Source organism: Rathayibacter sp. PhB1 (assembly GCF_004362935.1).
GTDB classification, from domain to species: Bacteria; Actinomycetota; Actinomycetes; order Actinomycetales; family Microbacteriaceae; genus Rathayibacter; species Rathayibacter festucae.
On sequence record NZ_SNYD01000002.1, the window covers coordinates 558,076 to 572,586 of the forward strand.

Below are 14,511 nucleotides of genomic sequence, written 5' to 3' on the forward strand. Positions count from 1 at the left end.
TCTGCAGACTCGGCTTCTGACGCTGGTGGATCTCGATACGCCCGCTGCGCGGGCTACTCGATCAGCATGGAAGGCGGGCGTTCCTCTGAGGTGGCGCTTTCATGCTGGTCGAGTAGCCCCGGAGGGGCGTATCGAGACCCGCCGTCATCAGCAGGGCGGGTCTGCGGACTCGTCTTCTGACGCTGGTGGATCTCGATGCGCCCGCTGCGCGGGCTACTCGATCAGCATGGGTTTTGAGGCGTAGCTCGGGTTCTTGCTGGTCGAGTAGCCCCGGAGGGGCGTATCGAGACCCGCGCTCGCCCTCGATCCTCGTCGCTGGGCTCGCTCTGAGTGAACCCTCAGCGATCACTGCGGAGTGAGGCATAGCGTTGCGCTGTGCGTGCGCATCCTGCCGCGCCGAGGAGGAGATCATGGGATTCCTGGACCGACTGCTGGGCCGCGAAGAGCGACCCGAGGAGCGCCGCCCCGCCGCTGGCTACCCTGCCCCTGCGGCCGCGGAGCGTCGCGCCGACGCCCCGTCCTACGGCACCCCGCCCGCGCAGTCCGCGCGCAGCAAGGACGAGATCGCGATCGAGCGCTACCGCTACCTCCTCCGCACCGCGCCGCCCGAGGCGATCGAGCAGGTGCACCGCGAGGCGTTCGAGCAGCTCACGCCCGAGCAGCGCCAGCAGGTCTTCCGCGAGCTCAGCGAGGGTGCGCCCGCGGGCGACGCCCCGCGCGCCGACGACGCGCAGTCGCTCGCCCAGTCCGCGACCCGCAGCGAGCTGCGCCAGCCCGGCTTCATGGAGCGGCGCTTCTCCGGTGGCGGCGCCGGCGGCATGGGCTTCGGCGGTGTGCTCGCGTCGTCGATGCTCGGCACCATCGCCGGCTTCGTGATCGGCTCGGCCATCGCCGACGCGTTCATCCCCGACGGGGTCGGCGAGTCGGTCCAGGCCGAGGGCGCCGACGGTGGAGACGGCGGAGACGCGGGAGCGGACGGCGGCGACGCCGGTGCCGGCGACGCAGGAGGCGACTACGGCGGGGGCGACTACGGCGGAGGCGACTTCGGCGGCGGAGGCGACATCGGCGGCGGCGACTTCGGCGGCGGCTTCGACTTCTGACCCCCGCGAGTCCTGAGGTCGGCGGGGAACCGCCCGGCCTCAGGACTCGTCGAGCAGCAGCGCCTTCACCTCGCGGCGCAGCACCTTCCCGATCATGCTCCGGGGCAGCTCGTCGACGACGACGATCCGCTTGGGCACCTTGTAGGGCGTGAGCGCCTCGCGCACGGTGCGGCGCGCCTCCTCCTGATCGAGGTGGGCGCCCGGCTCGAGCACGACCGCGGCGGCGACCTGCTCGCCGCTCCGGGCGTCCGGCAGGCCGACGACGGCCACATCGCGGACGGCGGGCAGACGGCGGAGCACCTCCTCGACCTCCGACGGCGAGACGTTGAAGCCGCCGGTGATGATCAGCTCCTTGATCCGGTCGACGATGGTGACGAAGCCGTCCTCGTCGATCGTCGCGATGTCGCCGGTGCGGAACCAGCCCTCGGCGGTGAACACTGCTGCCGTCTCGTCGGGCTTGCGGTGGTAGCCGCGGAACACCTGCGGGCCGCGGACGACGAGCTCGCCCTGGCCGCCGGCCTCGACCTCGGTCTCCGGGTCCTCCGGATCGACGATCCGCACGTCCGTGCCCGGGAGCGGCAGCCCCACAGTGCCGGCCCGGCGCGCGGTGCTGACCGGGTTCGCCATCAGCACCGGCGAGGTCTCCGACAGCCCGTAGCCCTCGACGAGCGTGCCGCCGGTCAGCGCCTCGAACGACTCGACCAGGTCCGGGTCGAGCGGCATGGCGCCCGAGATCGCGATCTCGATGCCCTGCAGCGAGACGCCCTTCTCCTTCGCGCGCAGCGCGAGCCGCTCGGCGATCGGCGGGACCGCGGGCAGGAAGGTCGCCGGGTGCTTCCGGACGACCTTGAGGACGAGGTCCGGATCGAACTTGGGGAACAGCACGAGACGTGCGCCCATGCTCATCGCGAAGGTGAGGCAGAGGGTCAGCCCGTAGGCGTGGAACATGGGCAGGACTGCGTAGACGACGCAGTCGCCGCGACGGACCGTCGGCACCCACGCGCGAGACTGCGCGGCGTTGGCCGTGAGGTTCAGGTGCGTCAGCTCCGCGCCCTTCGGGGTGCCGGTCGTGCCGCTGGTGTACTGGATGACCGCGAGGTCCTCCGCCGTCGGCCGCGGGTGCGCCGGGTCGAGCCGGCGGCGCAGCAGCGAGTCCCACTCGATCGCGCCGCGGACCTTCCCGGTCAGCGCGGCGCGCGACTCGCGTGCCTTGCGGATCGGCAGCCGGAGCGCCGCGCGCATCGGCGCGGGCATCGCCCGGGTCAGATCGACGGAGACGACCGTCTCGACGCCGAGGTCCTCGGGGAGGTCCTGGACGAGCGGCACCACGCGGTCCCAGGCGATCGCGACCCGCGCGCCGTGGTCCTCGAACTGATGCCGCAGCTCGCGCGGCGTGTAGAGCGGGTTGTGCTCGACGACGACCGCGCCGAGACGCAGGACCGCGTAGAAGGCGACCACGTGCTGCGGGCAGTTCGGCAGGATCAGAGCGACCGAGTCGCCGGACCGCACGCCGAGCCGGCGCAGGCCCTCCGCGGCCCTCTCCACGTCGTCCGCGAGCTGGGCGTAGCTGGTCGAGCGGCCGAAGAACTCGAGCGCGACCTGATGCGGGTAGAGCCGCGCGGACTCGGTGACGATGTCGACGAGCGAGCCGGCCGGGAGCTCCAGCTCCTCCGGCACTCCCTCGGCGTAGCTGCGGATCCAGGGGCGGGGCGGGTGAGTGCTCACCCGCCCCACTCTAGGTGCAGGGCTCCCGGCGCCCGACGGGCGGTGAGCGCTCAGGCGCCCTTCGCGACCGCGTCCTCGATGGCGACGTCGCCCGAGACGATCTCCCAGGTCCTTCCGATCGAGGAGGGATCGGCGAGCACCGCGATCACAGTGGCGGCGACGTCCTCGCGCGGGATGCTGCCCCGCTCGACGCTCTCGCCGAGCTCGATCCGGCCGGTGCCCTCGTCGTTGGTCAGACCACCCGGGCGGAGGATCGTCCAGTCGAGGTCAGTGCTGCGCAGCGCCGTGTCGGCGTCGCGCTTGGCCTCGACGTAGGCGCGCCAGCCCTCCTCGGTGTCGTCGTCGAGCGGGGCGTCCACGCCGATCGCGCTGATCTGCACGAAGCGGCGGATGCCGGCGATCGCGGCCGCCTCCTGGCTGAGGACGGAGGCGCCGAGGTCGACGGTGCGCTTGCGCTCGGGACCCGAGTCGGGTCCGGCGCCGGCGGTGAAGACCAGGGCGTCCACGCCCTCCAGTCGACCGGCGAAGTCCTCGGCGGTCGAGTGCTCGAGGTCGTGGACGAGCGGCTCGCCGCCGAGGCGGACGATGTCCTCCGAGTGGTCGGGGTTGCGGACGACTCCGACCGCTTCGTGTCCGGCGTCGTAGAGCAGATGGAGGATCTGCTGGCCGACCTTGCCGTGTGCTCCGATGACGGCGACGCGTGTCATGGGTGTCCCTTCCTCGTCGGGGCGCTGAGCCCCTGGTGCCGTCCGCGCGGTGGGCGCGGACCTCCCCATCCTGCCGTCGGCAGCCTGGGGTCGTTCTCAGGTGGTGCGGCTCGTGCGGCGCCGCTCAGGTGCTGCGGCTCAGGCGGCGAGGCGGTCGTCGCGCCCGGTGACGGCCAGCAGCCGGCGCTGCAGCGGCGCGGAGGTGTCGATCGGCACGGGGGCGGCGAACAGCCCGCTCGCCCGGAGCGTCTCCTCCTGCGGGGCGAAGAGCTCCCAGACCGCGGCGACGAGCCCCTCCTCCATCGCCTCCTCGGCGCCGGTGGCCCGCGCGAGGTCCCAGGTGTGCACGGTGATGTCGGCGACCTGCTCCTGCAGCAGCTCCAGGGCGGTGACGGTGTCGCGGCCGAGGCGGAGCTCCGCGGCGGGGTCGATCTCGCGGGACACGGCGCGCAGCAGGGTCGTGACACGGGTCCACTCGCTCCGCAGATCGGCGGCGACGGGCTCGAGGCGGATCGGCGACTCGTCGCCGCCGGAGAGCAGCGTGTGCGCCCGCTGCTGCTCGCGGACGACGTGCAGAACGAGCGCGCGCGTGTCCCACTCGGTGTCGGGGGTCGGCGCGGTCCAGTCGACCACCGCGTCGAGGCGGATCTCGAACGCGGCGTGCGCGCGGGCCTGCAGGTCGAGCCAGAGGCTCAGGTCGGAGTCGGGGGAGGCGGGCTCGTGCTCGTGCGTCATGTCTTCTCCGATGGAGTGATCGTGGGTGCTCGGGTCAACCGCCTGGGCGGCGCCGCCATTCCCACCGGGGCGGGTCCGTGCGAGGGCGGCCCGGTGTCGGTGGTGCGTGCGACCATGATCCTCGGAAGCACCGCCGTCAGGGGAGCGGTGCGCCATTCGAGCAGGGCGGAACGTGAGCAAGCAGGACGGCAGCGGACGGCAGGTCACCACCGAGCCCTTCGACGACCCGCGCGCGAGCATCCTGCACGTCGACATGGACGCGTTCTTCGCCTCCGTCGAATTGCTGGAGCACCCGGAGCTGCGCGGCAAGCCCGTCGTCGTCGGGCACATCGGCTCCCGTTCGGTCGTCACCGCCGCCACCTACGAGGCCCGGAAGTACGGGATCAACTCGGCGATGCCGATGGCCGTCGCCCTCCGCCGCTGCCCGCACGCGATCATCCTCGAGCCGCACATGGACCGCTACCGCGAGGCCTCGCGCCGGGTGATGGCGATCTTCGACTCCTTCACCCCGCTCGTCGAGCGGCTCAGCATCGACGAGGCGTTCCTCGACGTCGCCGGTGCGCGGCGCATCTCCGGCTCGCCCTGGGCCATCGGCACCGAGATCCGCCGGCGCGTGCACGCCGAGCTCGGCCTCACCTGCTCCGTCGGCATCGCCAGCACCAAGTTCGTCGCCAAGCTCGCGTCCGGGCGCTCCAAGCCCGACGGCCTGCTCGTCGTGCCGTCCGACGGCGTCCAGGCCTTCCTCGATCCGCTGCCCGTGAGCGCGCTCTGGGGCGTCGGTGCGAGCACGGAGGAGGCGCTCGTGCGGCGCGGTCTGCGGACCGTCGCCGACGTGGCGACCACGCCGCTCGCCTCCCTCGTCTCGGCCCTCGGCGAGGCCACCGGCCGCCGCCTGCACGCGCTGTCCAACGGCGTCGATCCCCGACCGGTCGATATCCGGCAGATCGAGAAGAGCGCCGGCCACGAGATCACCTTCGCGGACGACGTCGCCGACCCCGAGCTGGTCCGCCGCGAGCTGCTGCGCCTCTGCGACAAGGTCGCCGTGCGGATGCGCCGCTCCGGCGTGCGCTGCCGCACCGTCTCCGTCAAGGTCCGCTTCGGCGACTTCAGCACGCTGACGCGCTCGCGCACGCTGCCCGAGGCGACGGACGTGGCGCGCGTGCTCTACGACGCGTCGTCCGCGCTGCTCGAGGCGGCCAACCCGTTGCGCCGGCCCGTGCGCCTGATCGGCGTCCGCGGCGAGCAGCTCGTCGAGGGCGACGACGTCGCCTTCTCGCTCTGGAGCGACTCGGACGACTGGCGCGACGCCGAGCTCGCGGTCGACGGCGTCTCGGCGCGCTTCGGCACCGGCGCCGTCCGGCCGGCCTCGCTGCTCTCGCGCTCCGCTCCGGAGTCGGCCAAGGGCATCGACATCAGCGACACCCTCGCTACGCGGAACCGATCGTCAGACTGATCGGCCGGTGGTCCGAGCCGTTCGGCGGCAGGACCTCGAGGGTCGCGGCGGGCACCCCGTCCGCCAGAGCGTGATCGAGCGAGACCAGCGGCAGCAGAGCCGGCCAGGTCGCCGGGAAGCCGATGCCGGACGTGCGGACCAGCGCCGCCTGGTCGAGGACCGGTGCGAGCAGGTGGTCGTCGGTCGCGGTGTTGAAGTCTCCGACCACGAGTGTGCGGTCCGACGCGTCGTCCGCGAGCGTCGAGGCGAGGCCGCCCAGCATCGTGTCGCGCTCGGCGTGATCGCCGAGGCGGAACGAGGCGAGGTGCACCACGAAGAGCCGCGTCGCCCCGAGCGGGGTGTCGACGTCGACCGCGAGGGCGCGGTTCCAGTCCAGGCCGAGGTCGAGCGGCTCGCCGTTCGAGAGCTCGGTGCGGCTCCACAGCCCGACGGTGCCGACCACGTACGAGTGCGGGTACGCGTCCGAGAGCTCCGCGTCGACCGCCTCGCGATCCTCGCCGGCCAGCTCCTGGAAGGCGAGCACGTCCGGCTCCCTCGCCGCCAGCTCCGCCGCCAGCGCTCCGGCGTCGTCGCCGGTGCCGAGGTTCTGGCTGATCACGGTGAACGATCCGGAGCGGACCGCCGGTGCGGGGAGCGCCACCGGGAGCACGAGCACGCCGTAGACCATCACGAGCACGGTCACCGCCGCCCCGGCGCCGCGCGAGCGCAGGGCGACCGCGGCGGCCACGAGGAGGAGCACCGCGAGTCCGGACCACGGGATCGCGGTCTCGACCACCGACAGCCAGCCGGCCGCGTCCCCCAGCACGCGGTGGAAGGCGAGGAACGCCGCCAGCAGCAGGCTCGCGACCGCGACGGTCGCGGCGCGACCTGGTCGGCGGCGGCGCGGGCGGGACGGCATCCGACGATCATCGCAGCAGACCTCGGGGAGGAGGTGGGGGAGTCCTGTGCGCGCCGGTGCGCCGCTTGTCGCCCGTTCGGCCCGCGGAGTAGCGTCGGGCCATGCCCAACATCGCTGTCTCCCTGGCCGACAAAGTGACCTCCGCGGGTGCCGCGACGAGCTACGGAGACCCGATCGAGGTCGACGGCGTCTCGCTCGTCCCTGTCTCGCTCCGCTGGTTCGGCTTCGGCGGCGGCAGCGGCTCCGAGGACGGCCAGGAGGGCGGCGGAGGCGGCGGCGGCGGTGCCGTGGTGCCGATCGGCGCCTACATCAAGGACGACCTGGGACTGCGCTTCCAGCCGAACATCGTCTCGGTGCTCGCCGTCGGCGTCCCGCTGGTCTGGGTCTCCGGCAAGGCGCTCGCGCGGATCATCCGCGCGCTCAAGAAGTAGCCGCTCCGGCGCGCGGCCTCAGCGCTGGGGCCGCGCCGAGAACCACGTCTTCTTCGTCCGGCCGAAGCCGACGATCAGCCGCTCGGCGTCGTTCGGCCGCCGCGGGTCGTAGATGACCGCGACCGGCTCGCCCGCCATCCAGGCGTCACCCCGGCGCTGCGGGGTCTTCACCAGGTGCCGCTCCTCGCCGTCGACGAGGCGGTAGGCGACGAGCAGTCGACCGAGATCGCGCGCCGCCGAGGCGTCTCCGCGGGCCGGATCCTGGGCGACCACCCGACCGGACACCCGCGTGCCGTAGCTGAGCAGCTCACGGCGGATCCGGAAGCGGCGCCGCCAGAGCAGCACCTGCAGGAGCACCACGAGGACCGCGGCGAGGACGAGCACCACCGACCACGACATGCTGTCTATGATTGCTGACGAACACGGGAGTCCGGTGCACCGGGCTGAGAGGAAGGCAGCAGCCTTCGACCGTCGAACCTGATCTGGGTCATGCCAGCGAAGGAACGTTTCGATCTCCTCTTCTTCGACCCGTGCCCCGTTTCGCTTCCACGAAAGGGCACGTCAGTGCAGAACACACCAGCGCAGAACAACGCAGCGCAGAACTCAGCAGCGCAGAACACCTCCGCGCAGAACTCAGCAGCGCAGAAGTCCACCCCCTCCTCAGCCGGCCGTCCCCGGGACCTCCGCTGGCGGGTCGTCGACATCGTCGTGGCCAGCGTCGTGGCCGTCGCCGCCGGCATCGTCTTCTGGGCGTGGGGCATCGCGACCAACGTCCTCGGCGTCGCCTTCGAGTTCCTCCCCGGCCTCGGCGGCCTCCTCGGCGGCGGCTGGCTCTTCGCCGGCGTGCTCGGCGGACTGATCATCCGCAAGCCCGGCGCGGCGCTCTACACGGAGCTGCTCGCGGCGGTCGTCTCGGCGCTGATCGGCACGCAGTGGGGCTTCGCCGTCCTGCTCTCCGGCCTCGTCCAGGGCCTCGGCGCCGAGATCGTGCTCGCCCTCTTCCTCTACCGCAGCGGTCGCCCGCTCGTGGCGATGCTCGCCGGAGCGGGCGCGGGCCTCGCCCTGGCCGTCAACGACCTGCTGGTCTACTACCCCGCCGTCGACGACCTGTTCCGCACGGTCTACGTCGTCTCGTCGCTCGTGTCCGGCGCCGTCCTCGCCGGGCTCCTGCCCTGGTTCGCGGTGCGCGGCCTCGCCGCCTCCGGGGCGCTGGACCGCTTCGTCTCCGGCCGGGAGGGTCGCGTGGTCGAGGGGGCGGGCGCGGGCGCTCGATGAGCGGCGCGTCGATCCGGGCCCGCGGCTGGAGCTGGCGCCACGCGGGCCGGTCGACCGCGGCCGTGACCGGGCTCGACCTCGAGGTGCAGCCGGGCGAGCGCGTCCTGCTCCTCGGTCCGTCCGGCGCGGGCAAGAGCACGCTCCTGCACGCGTTGGCCGGGGTGCTCGGCGGCGAGGAGGACGGCGCCGACGAGGGCGAGCTGAGCATCGACGGCGCCTCGCCGGCGGAGCGCCGCGGAGTGGCCGGTCTCGTCCTCCAGGACCCGGACACCCAGGCCGTGCTGGCCCGCGTCGGCGACGACGTCGGCTTCGCCTGCGAGAACCTCGGTGTGCCGCGCGGGGAGATCCCGGCGCGGGTGCGGCGCGCGCTCGACGACGTCGGTCTCGACGTCGCCCTCGACCGATCGACCTCCGCGCTCTCGGGCGGGCAGAAGCAGCGGCTCGCCCTCGCCGGCGTCCTCGCGATGCAGCCCCGCCTCCTGCTGCTCGACGAGCCGACCGCGAACCTCGATCCGCGCGGGGTCGAGGAGGTGCGCTCCGCGGTCGAGCGGACCACGGCGCGCTCCGGCGCCACCCTGATCGTCGTCGAGCACCGCGTCGACGTCTGGATCGACCTCGTCGACCGGATCGTCGTGCTCGGCGCCGACGGCACGGTCGTCGCGGACGGCGAGCCGCGTCCCGTGATCGAGCGCGCCCGCGGTGTCCTCGTGGCAGCGGGTGTCTGGCTCCCCGGCGAGCACCCGGAGCGGCGCGTCGAGTCACCGGCACCCGCGTCGACCGCCCTCACCGCCGCCGCGCTCGATCTCGCCCGTCCCGTGTTCGGCCGGCGCACGCCGCCCCTGATCGCGACGGGCCTCGACCTGACGATCGACGCCGGCCGGGTGACCGCCGTGCTGGGCCCGAACGGCGCGGGCAAGTCCACGCTCGCCCTGACGCTCGCCGGTCTCCTCCCGCCGGCCGGGGGCGAGATCGTCGCCTCTCCCGAGGTGCGCGACGGAGCGTCTCCGCACCCGCACCGCTGGAGCTCGCGGCAGCTCGCCGACCGGGTCGCGATGGTGTTCCAGGAGCCGGAGCACCAGTTCCTCACGGCGCGAGTCCGCCAGGAGCTGCACCTCGGTGCACGCGACGAGGCGGAGCGGCGCCGCGCCGACGAACTGCTCGAGCGCCTCGGCCTCGCGCACCTCGCCGAGGCGAACCCGTTCACCCTCTCCGGCGGTGAGAAGCGGCGGCTCACCGTCGCGTCGGCGCTGGTCCGGCGTCCCGCCGTCGTCGTGCTCGACGAGCCGACCTTCGGGCAGGACCGGCGGACCTGGGACGTGGTCGTCGACCTCCTGGCCGAGCTGCGCGCGGACGGCCGCGCCGTGCTCGCCGTCACTCACGACGAGCACCTGGTGTCCGCCCTCGCCGACGCCGTGGTGCGCCTCGGCGAGCCGACGGCGGTGACCGGATGACGCTCCTGGACGCGATTCCGGCCCGCGGCCGCATCGCCCGTGCCAACCCCGTCGCGAAGCTCGTCGCGAGCCTCGTCATCGCCGTCGTCCTGATCCTGACGGTCGACGTCGTGTCCGCGGCGACCGCGCTCGCGCTCGAGCTGCTCGTGCTGCCCTTCGTCGGGCTGCGTCCCGGCGACCTGGTGCGCCGCACTGCTCCGGTGTGGATCGCGGCGCCGCTCGCGGGGATCACGACCGTGCTCTACGGGCGCGACAGCGGCGCGGTGCTCGGGCAGTTCCTCTTCGTCTCCGTCACGGAGGGCTCCGTCGCGCTCGGCGCCGCGATCGCCCTGCGCGTGCTCGCCATCGGCCTGCCCAGCGTCGTGCTGATCGCGACGACCGATCCGACCGATCTCGCGGACGGGCTCGCGCAGATCCTCCGGCTCCCGGCGCGCTTCGTCCTCGGCGGCCTCGCCGGGATGCGACTCGTCGGCCTGCTCACCGACGACTGGCGCACCCTCGCGATGGCGCGCCGCGCGCGGGGCGTGGCCGACGGACGCGGGCCGATCGCCGCGCTCAAGAGCCTCGGCGCCCGCAGCTTCTCGCTGCTGGTGCTGGCGATCCGGCGCGGCAGCCGACTCGCCACGGCGATGGAGGCGAAGGGCTTCGGCTCGGACACCCCGCGAACCTGGGCGAGGGAGTCGCGCCTGGACGCGTTCGACGGGCTGCTGATGCTGGGCGGCGCGGCGATCGCGGCGGTCGCGGTCACCGCGGCCGTGCTGACCGGCGCCTGGAGCTTCGTGCTGAATGGCTGACCCGCAGCACCTCACCGGGGCGACCGCACGGTCACTCGCCGCCGGCCTCGTGGCCCGCCGCGCGCGCACGGTGCTGCTCGACGGCCCGAGCGGATCGGGGAAGTCGACGTTCGCGCTGGCGCTGCTGGCGGAGCTGCGGCGTTCCGCCCGCGCTCCCGCGGCCGCGCTCGTGCGGATGGACGACGTCTACCCCGGCTGGTCGGGGCTGGACCGCTCGGTCGCGATCGCGGCGGACCGGATCGTCCGGCCGCACGCGCTCGGGCTCGGCGCGCGCTGGCAGGCCTGGAACTGGGCGGCCGACACGACCGCTGGCCCGCGCACCGCCGAGGGACCGCTCCTCCTGCTCGAGGGTTGCGGCGCCGCGGGGGAGCGGAGCCGGCGCTTCGCCGACCTCACCGTCTGGATCGAGGCGGACGAGGCGCAGCGGAAGCAGCGCGCGCTCGCCCGCGACGGCGCGCTCTTCGAGCCGCACTGGGACTCCTGGGACGAGCAGTTCCGGCGCTACTGCGCACGCGAGCGTCCCCGCGAGGGCGCCGACCTGGTGCTCGACTCGAGCGACCCGGAGGCTGTTCCTCCCCGCTGAGGGGTCAGGCCCAGCCGAGCTCGTGCAGGCGGTCGTCGTCGATGCCGTAGAAGTGCGCGATCTCGTGCACGAGGGTGACGTGGATCTCGTCGCGCAGCTCGTCGAGCGTCTCGCAGGCGGCGAGGTGCGGCTCGCGGTAGAGGATGATCCGGTCGGGCATCTCGCCGAAGCCGTAGCGCTCGCGCTCGGTCAGTGCGACGCCGTCGTAGAGGCCGAGCAGGTCGAGCGAGCCGTCCTCGGGACGGTCCTCGACCACGAAGACGACGTTCTCGAGCCCGTCGACCATGTCGTCCGGGAGGGCGTCGAGCTCGGCGACGACCAGCGTCTCGAACTCGGCCTCGTCGAGGGTGAGCATCGCCTGGCCTCTCGTCGTCGATCGGGTAGGGGAGCGGACGGATCTCCGGCGGCGGAACGACGGAAGGCCCGGAGCCATCGACTCCGGGCCTTCCGCGCTCGTTCTCGTACAACTGGGGTGAGTAACGGGGCTCGAACCCGCGACCTCCTAGACCACAACCAGGCGCTCTGCCAACTGAGCTATACCCACCAGGACGGTGTTCCGCGAGGCGAACCCGCGAAGCAACTGTACGAGAGTACTACATCCGCGAGGCGAACTCGTCCACGACGGCGGCCGAGACGGCCTGCACCTCGGCGGAGGTGGGGCCCGGCTCGGGGACGAAGACGGCCCGGCGGTAGAAGCGGAGCTCGCGGATGCTCTCGAGGATGTCCGCGAGGGCGCGGTGGCCGCCGTGCTTGGCCGGGGCGTTGAAGTAGATGCGCGGGAACCAGCGGCGGGCCAGCTCCTTCACGGTCGAGACGTCGACGTTGCGGTAGTGCAGGTGCGCGTCGAGACGCGGCATGAACTTGACCAGGAACGCCCGGTCGGTGCCGATCGAGTTGCCGGCGAGCGGCGCCTGCTGCTCGGCGGGGACGTGCTTGAGCACGTACTCGAGGACCTCGTACTCGGCCTCGGCGACGCTCACGCCGTCCGGGATCTCCTTCAGGAGGCCCGACGTCTCGTGCATGTTCCGGACGAAGTCGCCCATGTTCTCCAGCGCCGACGCGTCGGGGCGGATGACGATCGACAGCCCCTCGTCGAGGGGTTCGAGATCGAAGTCGGTGACGATCACGGCGATCTCGACGAGCTCGTCGACGGCGAGGTCGAGTCCCGTCATCTCGCAGTCGATCCAGACAAGACGGTCGGGGGCGCTACTCATGCGCCGAAGTCTATCCGCGGCCACCGACACGACCGCGGCGGCGGGGAGCGCCTCCTAGACTCGTTCTCCGTGATGATCCTCGTCTGCGTGCTGCTGATCGCCAACGCCGTCTGGAACGCCGTCGTCTGGCCGCCGTTCCTCCGCCGGGTGCGCAAGGACCCGCGGGCCCGCGACGCCTCCGGCCGCGCCACGACCTTCCTCCGCGTCCACACGATCCTGATCGGGATCTCGCTGCTGCTCGCCGTCGTCTCGTTGGTCGTCGGCGTGCTGGGTCTCGTGCAGGGCGCCTGACCCGGCCCTGCTGCCGGCGCCGTGGCGAGACCGCCTGGTGGAGGCGCCGTAGTAGCCTGGCGAGACGCCCCCGTAGCTCAGCGGATAGAGCAGCAGCCTTCTAATCTGACGGTCGCAGGTTCGAGTCCTGCCGGGGGCACTTCCTCTTCACGACGACCGCGGCGATCGCTCCGCCCGCCCGTCGGATCCTCTCCGTCGAGCCCCTTCCGCTCGTGCCACCCGGACGCGGGTCGGCAGGTCCCCCGGACGCGGGCTCGCGGTCCGGACGGCGATAGCACAGTGCAGATATCTGAGCAACACCGGCGTGTTTCGCCGCATCAGCCGTTCCGCCCCTCCACCCGCCCCTAGGCTGATCGTGCACCGGAATTACAACGACGTAAGAAACGGAGGTACGACCATGTTGCTCCTCGCCATTCTCGGCGGAATCGCCGTCGCGTGGACGATCATCGCGGCGCCCCTCGCTGTGCTGGTCGGTCGAGTCGCTCGTGCTCGAGATGCGCACGTCTGAGGCGTACGAACTGCACCACGGAGAAGGCCCCGATCGCACTCGCGATCGGGGCCTTCTCTTCTTGCTCGGGACGGCTACTCGGCCGGCCGGCTGGTCGCGGCGCTCTGATCGCGCTCGGCCGAGGACTCGTCCGGCTCCTCCGCGGAGTCCGCCTCCGTGCTCGTGGCGCGCTGCTCGACGGGCGGCAGCTCCTCGACGGGCCGCTCGCGCGACGGGACGTCGAGGCGGTCGACGTCGGCGAGAAGTCGGCGCGTTTCGTCGTTGTGCGGGCCGTCGGAGGCGGGCGGCAGGACGATGGTCGGCGTCGACGGCCGCTCGAAGGCGATGGTCGGCTCGGTGCTCGAGCCGGCACCGACGACCACCGGGGTCGCAGTAGCGGCAGCAGGGGTCGGGCGGACGGGCTCCGGGGCGCGGTCGGCCGAGCCCTCCGTCGAGCCGGAGGTCTTCGTGGCCTCGGGGCGCGAGGTCTCCGAGAAGCGCCAGCGCTCGAGGTCGGCGAGGAACGCCTTCCGGGCGCGGTTCGGCTTGTCGCGCCAGAGCACGAGGCGGTCGCGGAACTCGCCGACGCTCGCCTGCGTCTGGTACCCGCCGGTCGACGAGGTGTGCTTGAGGTCGGCGAGCTCGTGCGCGGCCCAGTTGGCGGCGACTCCCGAGCCCTTGACGGGGAGCAGGCGGAGGTGCGTCTCGGCCTGCGCGGCGGCTCGATCGCTCAGGATGCGCTCGGACTGGCTGAGCACGTTCCAGGCGGAGGCGTCGACCGCGGCATCGATCAGCGTCGCGATGACCGCGTTCTTGCGCTCGTGCTCCTGCTGCCGGATGAGGCGCGCGATCGCCGAGCGGAGGACGAGCGCGGCCACGATCACCCCGATGATCACGGCGAGGAGGACGAGTGCGCCGACGAACACCGACTGGCGCCCTTCGGCCGTCTGGACCCAGGTCACGAATTCGTTCCACCACTGCATGAGCCGAACGTTAGCCCGGGGCCCGGCGGCACACCGGTCAGGCGCGCCGACCCCCGGGGGATCGGCGCGCCGAGCGGGGGCTCAGGCCACCCGGAAGACCTCGACGGCGTCCTCGACGCTCCAGAACTCGCCGATCTCGGCGCCGGCCGGCATGCCCGCGCGCAGCAGTCGGGCGCGGTACTTCTCGCCCTGCGGGCCCTCGACGAGCTCGACGTGGCCGACGATCGAGCCGGCTCCGGTGCTCACGCGCCAGAGGCGGGCGTTCACGCGGGTGAGGGTGGGCGGGACGCGGGTGGCGTGAAGGGTGGTGAGAGACACTGCTTCCTCCTGCTGGTCGTCGAATGCGGGGCACCCACCGGCCGAGTGCTCTCGCAGACTACGAGC

Annotated in this window: 17 protein-coding genes, 2 tRNA genes and 1 riboswitch; of the genes, 9 read left to right on the plus strand and 10 right to left on the minus strand. The window is 72.9% G+C overall.

Features of this window, described 5'->3' with window-relative positions:
• Positions 1 to 410 precede the first annotated feature (410 nt).
• On the plus strand, positions 411 to 1,100 hold the full coding sequence (locus EDF17_RS20115) for a hypothetical protein (protein WP_185019958.1): 690 nt from the start codon (positions 411 to 413) through the stop codon (positions 1,098 to 1,100).
• Positions 1,101 to 1,139: 39 nt separating this feature from the next.
• On the opposite strand, the gene EDF17_RS06740 is transcribed toward EDF17_RS20115, so the two are convergent.
• The 3 genes from EDF17_RS06740 to EDF17_RS06750 form a co-directional block, all read right to left on the minus strand.
• On the minus strand, positions 1,140 to 2,825 hold the full coding sequence (locus tag EDF17_RS06740) for a long-chain-fatty-acid--CoA ligase (protein WP_123445763.1): 1,686 nt from the start codon (positions 2,823 to 2,825) through the stop codon (positions 1,140 to 1,142).
• Between the two features lie 50 nt (positions 2,826 to 2,875).
• Positions 2,876 to 3,532: an SDR family oxidoreductase gene (locus EDF17_RS06745; RefSeq protein ID WP_123445764.1), complete on the minus strand. Its 657-nt coding sequence runs from the start codon at positions 3,530 to 3,532 to the stop codon at positions 2,876 to 2,878.
• A 138-nt stretch (positions 3,533 to 3,670) separates the two neighbouring features.
• Entirely contained in the window at positions 3,671 to 4,267 is a 597-nt protein-coding gene (locus EDF17_RS06750) for a TIGR03086 family metal-binding protein (protein ID WP_123445765.1), read from the minus strand.
• A gap of 172 nt (positions 4,268 to 4,439) precedes the next feature.
• On the opposite strand from EDF17_RS06750, the gene dinB reads away from it, so the two are divergent.
• The gene (dinB, locus tag EDF17_RS06755) at positions 4,440 to 5,720 is read left to right on the plus strand and encodes a DNA polymerase IV (RefSeq protein ID WP_123445766.1); all 1,281 of its coding nucleotides are present in this window, start codon (positions 4,440 to 4,442) and stop codon (positions 5,718 to 5,720) included.
• Here dinB and EDF17_RS06760 read toward each other — a convergent pair.
• The gene (locus tag EDF17_RS06760) at positions 5,695 to 6,618 is read right to left on the minus strand and encodes an endonuclease/exonuclease/phosphatase family protein (RefSeq protein WP_123445767.1); all 924 of its coding nucleotides are present in this window, start codon (positions 6,616 to 6,618) and stop codon (positions 5,695 to 5,697) included. The two genes, dinB and EDF17_RS06760, sit on opposite strands and share 26 nt — an antisense overlap.
• 101 nt (positions 6,619 to 6,719) lie before the next feature.
• Here EDF17_RS06760 and EDF17_RS06765 point away from each other — a divergent pair, with 101 nt between their 5' ends.
• Complete coding sequence (locus EDF17_RS06765; protein WP_123445768.1) at positions 6,720 to 7,049, plus strand: hypothetical protein; 330 nt, start codon at positions 6,720 to 6,722, stop codon at positions 7,047 to 7,049.
• A gap of 18 nt (positions 7,050 to 7,067) precedes the next feature.
• Here EDF17_RS06765 and EDF17_RS06770 read toward each other — a convergent pair whose 3' ends face one another.
• A complete protein-coding gene (locus EDF17_RS06770; RefSeq protein ID WP_123445769.1) occupies positions 7,068 to 7,448 on the minus strand; it encodes a DUF3592 domain-containing protein in 381 nt (126 codons plus the stop codon).
• 14 nt (positions 7,449 to 7,462) lie between these two features.
• A riboswitch (TPP riboswitch) is annotated at positions 7,463 to 7,570 on the plus strand.
• 43 nt (positions 7,571 to 7,613) lie between these two features.
• Between EDF17_RS06770 and EDF17_RS06775 the strand changes: the two genes are divergently transcribed.
• Genes EDF17_RS06775 through EDF17_RS06790 form a run of 4 tightly spaced genes read left to right on the plus strand, consistent with a single transcriptional unit; the run spans position 7,614 to position 11,152 of the window.
• Positions 7,614 to 8,324, plus strand: coding sequence for an ECF transporter S component (locus tag EDF17_RS06775; protein WP_123445770.1), 711 nt, complete (start codon positions 7,614 to 7,616; stop codon positions 8,322 to 8,324).
• Entirely contained in the window at positions 8,321 to 9,775 is a 1,455-nt protein-coding gene (locus EDF17_RS06780; protein WP_166649612.1) for an ATP-binding cassette domain-containing protein, read from the plus strand. The genes EDF17_RS06775 and EDF17_RS06780 overlap by 4 nt, the downstream gene beginning before the upstream one ends.
• Complete coding sequence (locus EDF17_RS06785; protein ID WP_123445771.1) at positions 9,772 to 10,569, plus strand: energy-coupling factor transporter transmembrane component T; 798 nt, start codon at positions 9,772 to 9,774, stop codon at positions 10,567 to 10,569. Before EDF17_RS06780 ends, EDF17_RS06785 begins: the two co-directional genes overlap by 4 nt.
• Positions 10,562 to 11,152 (plus strand): ATP-binding protein, encoded by a 591-nt coding sequence (locus EDF17_RS06790; protein ID WP_123445772.1) that lies wholly within the window; start codon positions 10,562 to 10,564, stop codon positions 11,150 to 11,152. Before EDF17_RS06785 ends, EDF17_RS06790 begins: the two co-directional genes overlap by 8 nt.
• A gap of 4 nt (positions 11,153 to 11,156) precedes the next feature.
• Here the strand turns inward: EDF17_RS06790 and EDF17_RS06795 are convergent, their stop codons facing one another.
• From EDF17_RS06795 to orn, 3 genes are all read right to left on the minus strand, one after another.
• Complete coding sequence (locus EDF17_RS06795) at positions 11,157 to 11,507, minus strand: metallopeptidase family protein (RefSeq protein WP_123445773.1); 351 nt, start codon at positions 11,505 to 11,507, stop codon at positions 11,157 to 11,159.
• 113 nt (positions 11,508 to 11,620) lie between these two features.
• Positions 11,621 to 11,696: transfer RNA gene (locus EDF17_RS06800), tRNA-His, on the minus strand.
• 49 nt (positions 11,697 to 11,745) lie between these two features.
• Positions 11,746 to 12,366: an oligoribonuclease gene (orn, locus tag EDF17_RS06805; RefSeq protein WP_123445774.1), complete on the minus strand. Its 621-nt coding sequence runs from the start codon at positions 12,364 to 12,366 to the stop codon at positions 11,746 to 11,748.
• Between the two features lie 72 nt (positions 12,367 to 12,438).
• On the opposite strand from orn, the gene EDF17_RS06810 reads away from it, so the two are divergent.
• Complete coding sequence (locus tag EDF17_RS06810; protein WP_123445775.1) at positions 12,439 to 12,657, plus strand: hypothetical protein; 219 nt, start codon at positions 12,439 to 12,441, stop codon at positions 12,655 to 12,657.
• Between the two features lie 66 nt (positions 12,658 to 12,723).
• A tRNA-Arg gene (locus EDF17_RS06815) sits at positions 12,724 to 12,796 on the plus strand.
• A 443-nt stretch (positions 12,797 to 13,239) separates the two neighbouring features.
• Here EDF17_RS06815 and EDF17_RS06820 read toward each other — a convergent pair.
• Positions 13,240 to 14,127, minus strand: coding sequence for a hypothetical protein (locus tag EDF17_RS06820; protein ID WP_133671928.1), 888 nt, complete (start codon positions 14,125 to 14,127; stop codon positions 13,240 to 13,242).
• Between the two features lie 81 nt (positions 14,128 to 14,208).
• Entirely contained in the window at positions 14,209 to 14,445 is a 237-nt protein-coding gene (locus EDF17_RS06825) for a hypothetical protein (protein ID WP_123445777.1), read from the minus strand.
• Between the last annotated feature and the right edge of the window lie 66 nt (positions 14,446 to 14,511).

Excerpts from the sequence above, each read along its gene's own strand:
- EDF17_RS06780 (WP_166649612.1), top strand. The coding sequence starts at position 8,321 with ATGAGCGGCGCGTCGATCCGGGCCCGCGGCTGGAGCTGGCGCCACGCG.
- EDF17_RS06750 (WP_123445765.1), bottom strand. The coding sequence starts at position 4,267 with ATGACGCACGAGCACGAGCCCGCCTCCCCCGACTCCGACCTGAGCCTC.
- EDF17_RS06795 (WP_123445773.1), bottom strand. The coding sequence starts at position 11,507 with ATGCTCACCCTCGACGAGGCCGAGTTCGAGACGCTGGTCGTCGCCGAG.
- EDF17_RS06760 (WP_123445767.1), bottom strand. The coding sequence starts at position 6,618 with ATGCCGTCCCGCCCGCGCCGCCGCCGACCAGGTCGCGCCGCGACCGTC.
- EDF17_RS06765 (WP_123445768.1), top strand. The coding sequence starts at position 6,720 with ATGCCCAACATCGCTGTCTCCCTGGCCGACAAAGTGACCTCCGCGGGT.
- orn (WP_123445774.1), bottom strand. The coding sequence starts at position 12,366 with ATGAGTAGCGCCCCCGACCGTCTTGTCTGGATCGACTGCGAGATGACG.
- EDF17_RS06820 (WP_133671928.1), bottom strand. The coding sequence starts at position 14,127 with ATGCAGTGGTGGAACGAATTCGTGACCTGGGTCCAGACGGCCGAAGGG.
- EDF17_RS20115 (WP_185019958.1), top strand. The coding sequence starts at position 411 with ATGGGATTCCTGGACCGACTGCTGGGCCGCGAAGAGCGACCCGAGGAG.
- EDF17_RS06745 (WP_123445764.1), bottom strand. The coding sequence starts at position 3,532 with ATGACACGCGTCGCCGTCATCGGAGCACACGGCAAGGTCGGCCAGCAG.
- EDF17_RS06770 (WP_123445769.1), bottom strand. The coding sequence starts at position 7,448 with ATGTCGTGGTCGGTGGTGCTCGTCCTCGCCGCGGTCCTCGTGGTGCTC.
- EDF17_RS06810 (WP_123445775.1), top strand. The coding sequence starts at position 12,439 with ATGATCCTCGTCTGCGTGCTGCTGATCGCCAACGCCGTCTGGAACGCC.
- EDF17_RS06790 (WP_123445772.1), top strand. The coding sequence starts at position 10,562 with ATGGCTGACCCGCAGCACCTCACCGGGGCGACCGCACGGTCACTCGCC.
- EDF17_RS06785 (WP_123445771.1), top strand. The coding sequence starts at position 9,772 with ATGACGCTCCTGGACGCGATTCCGGCCCGCGGCCGCATCGCCCGTGCC.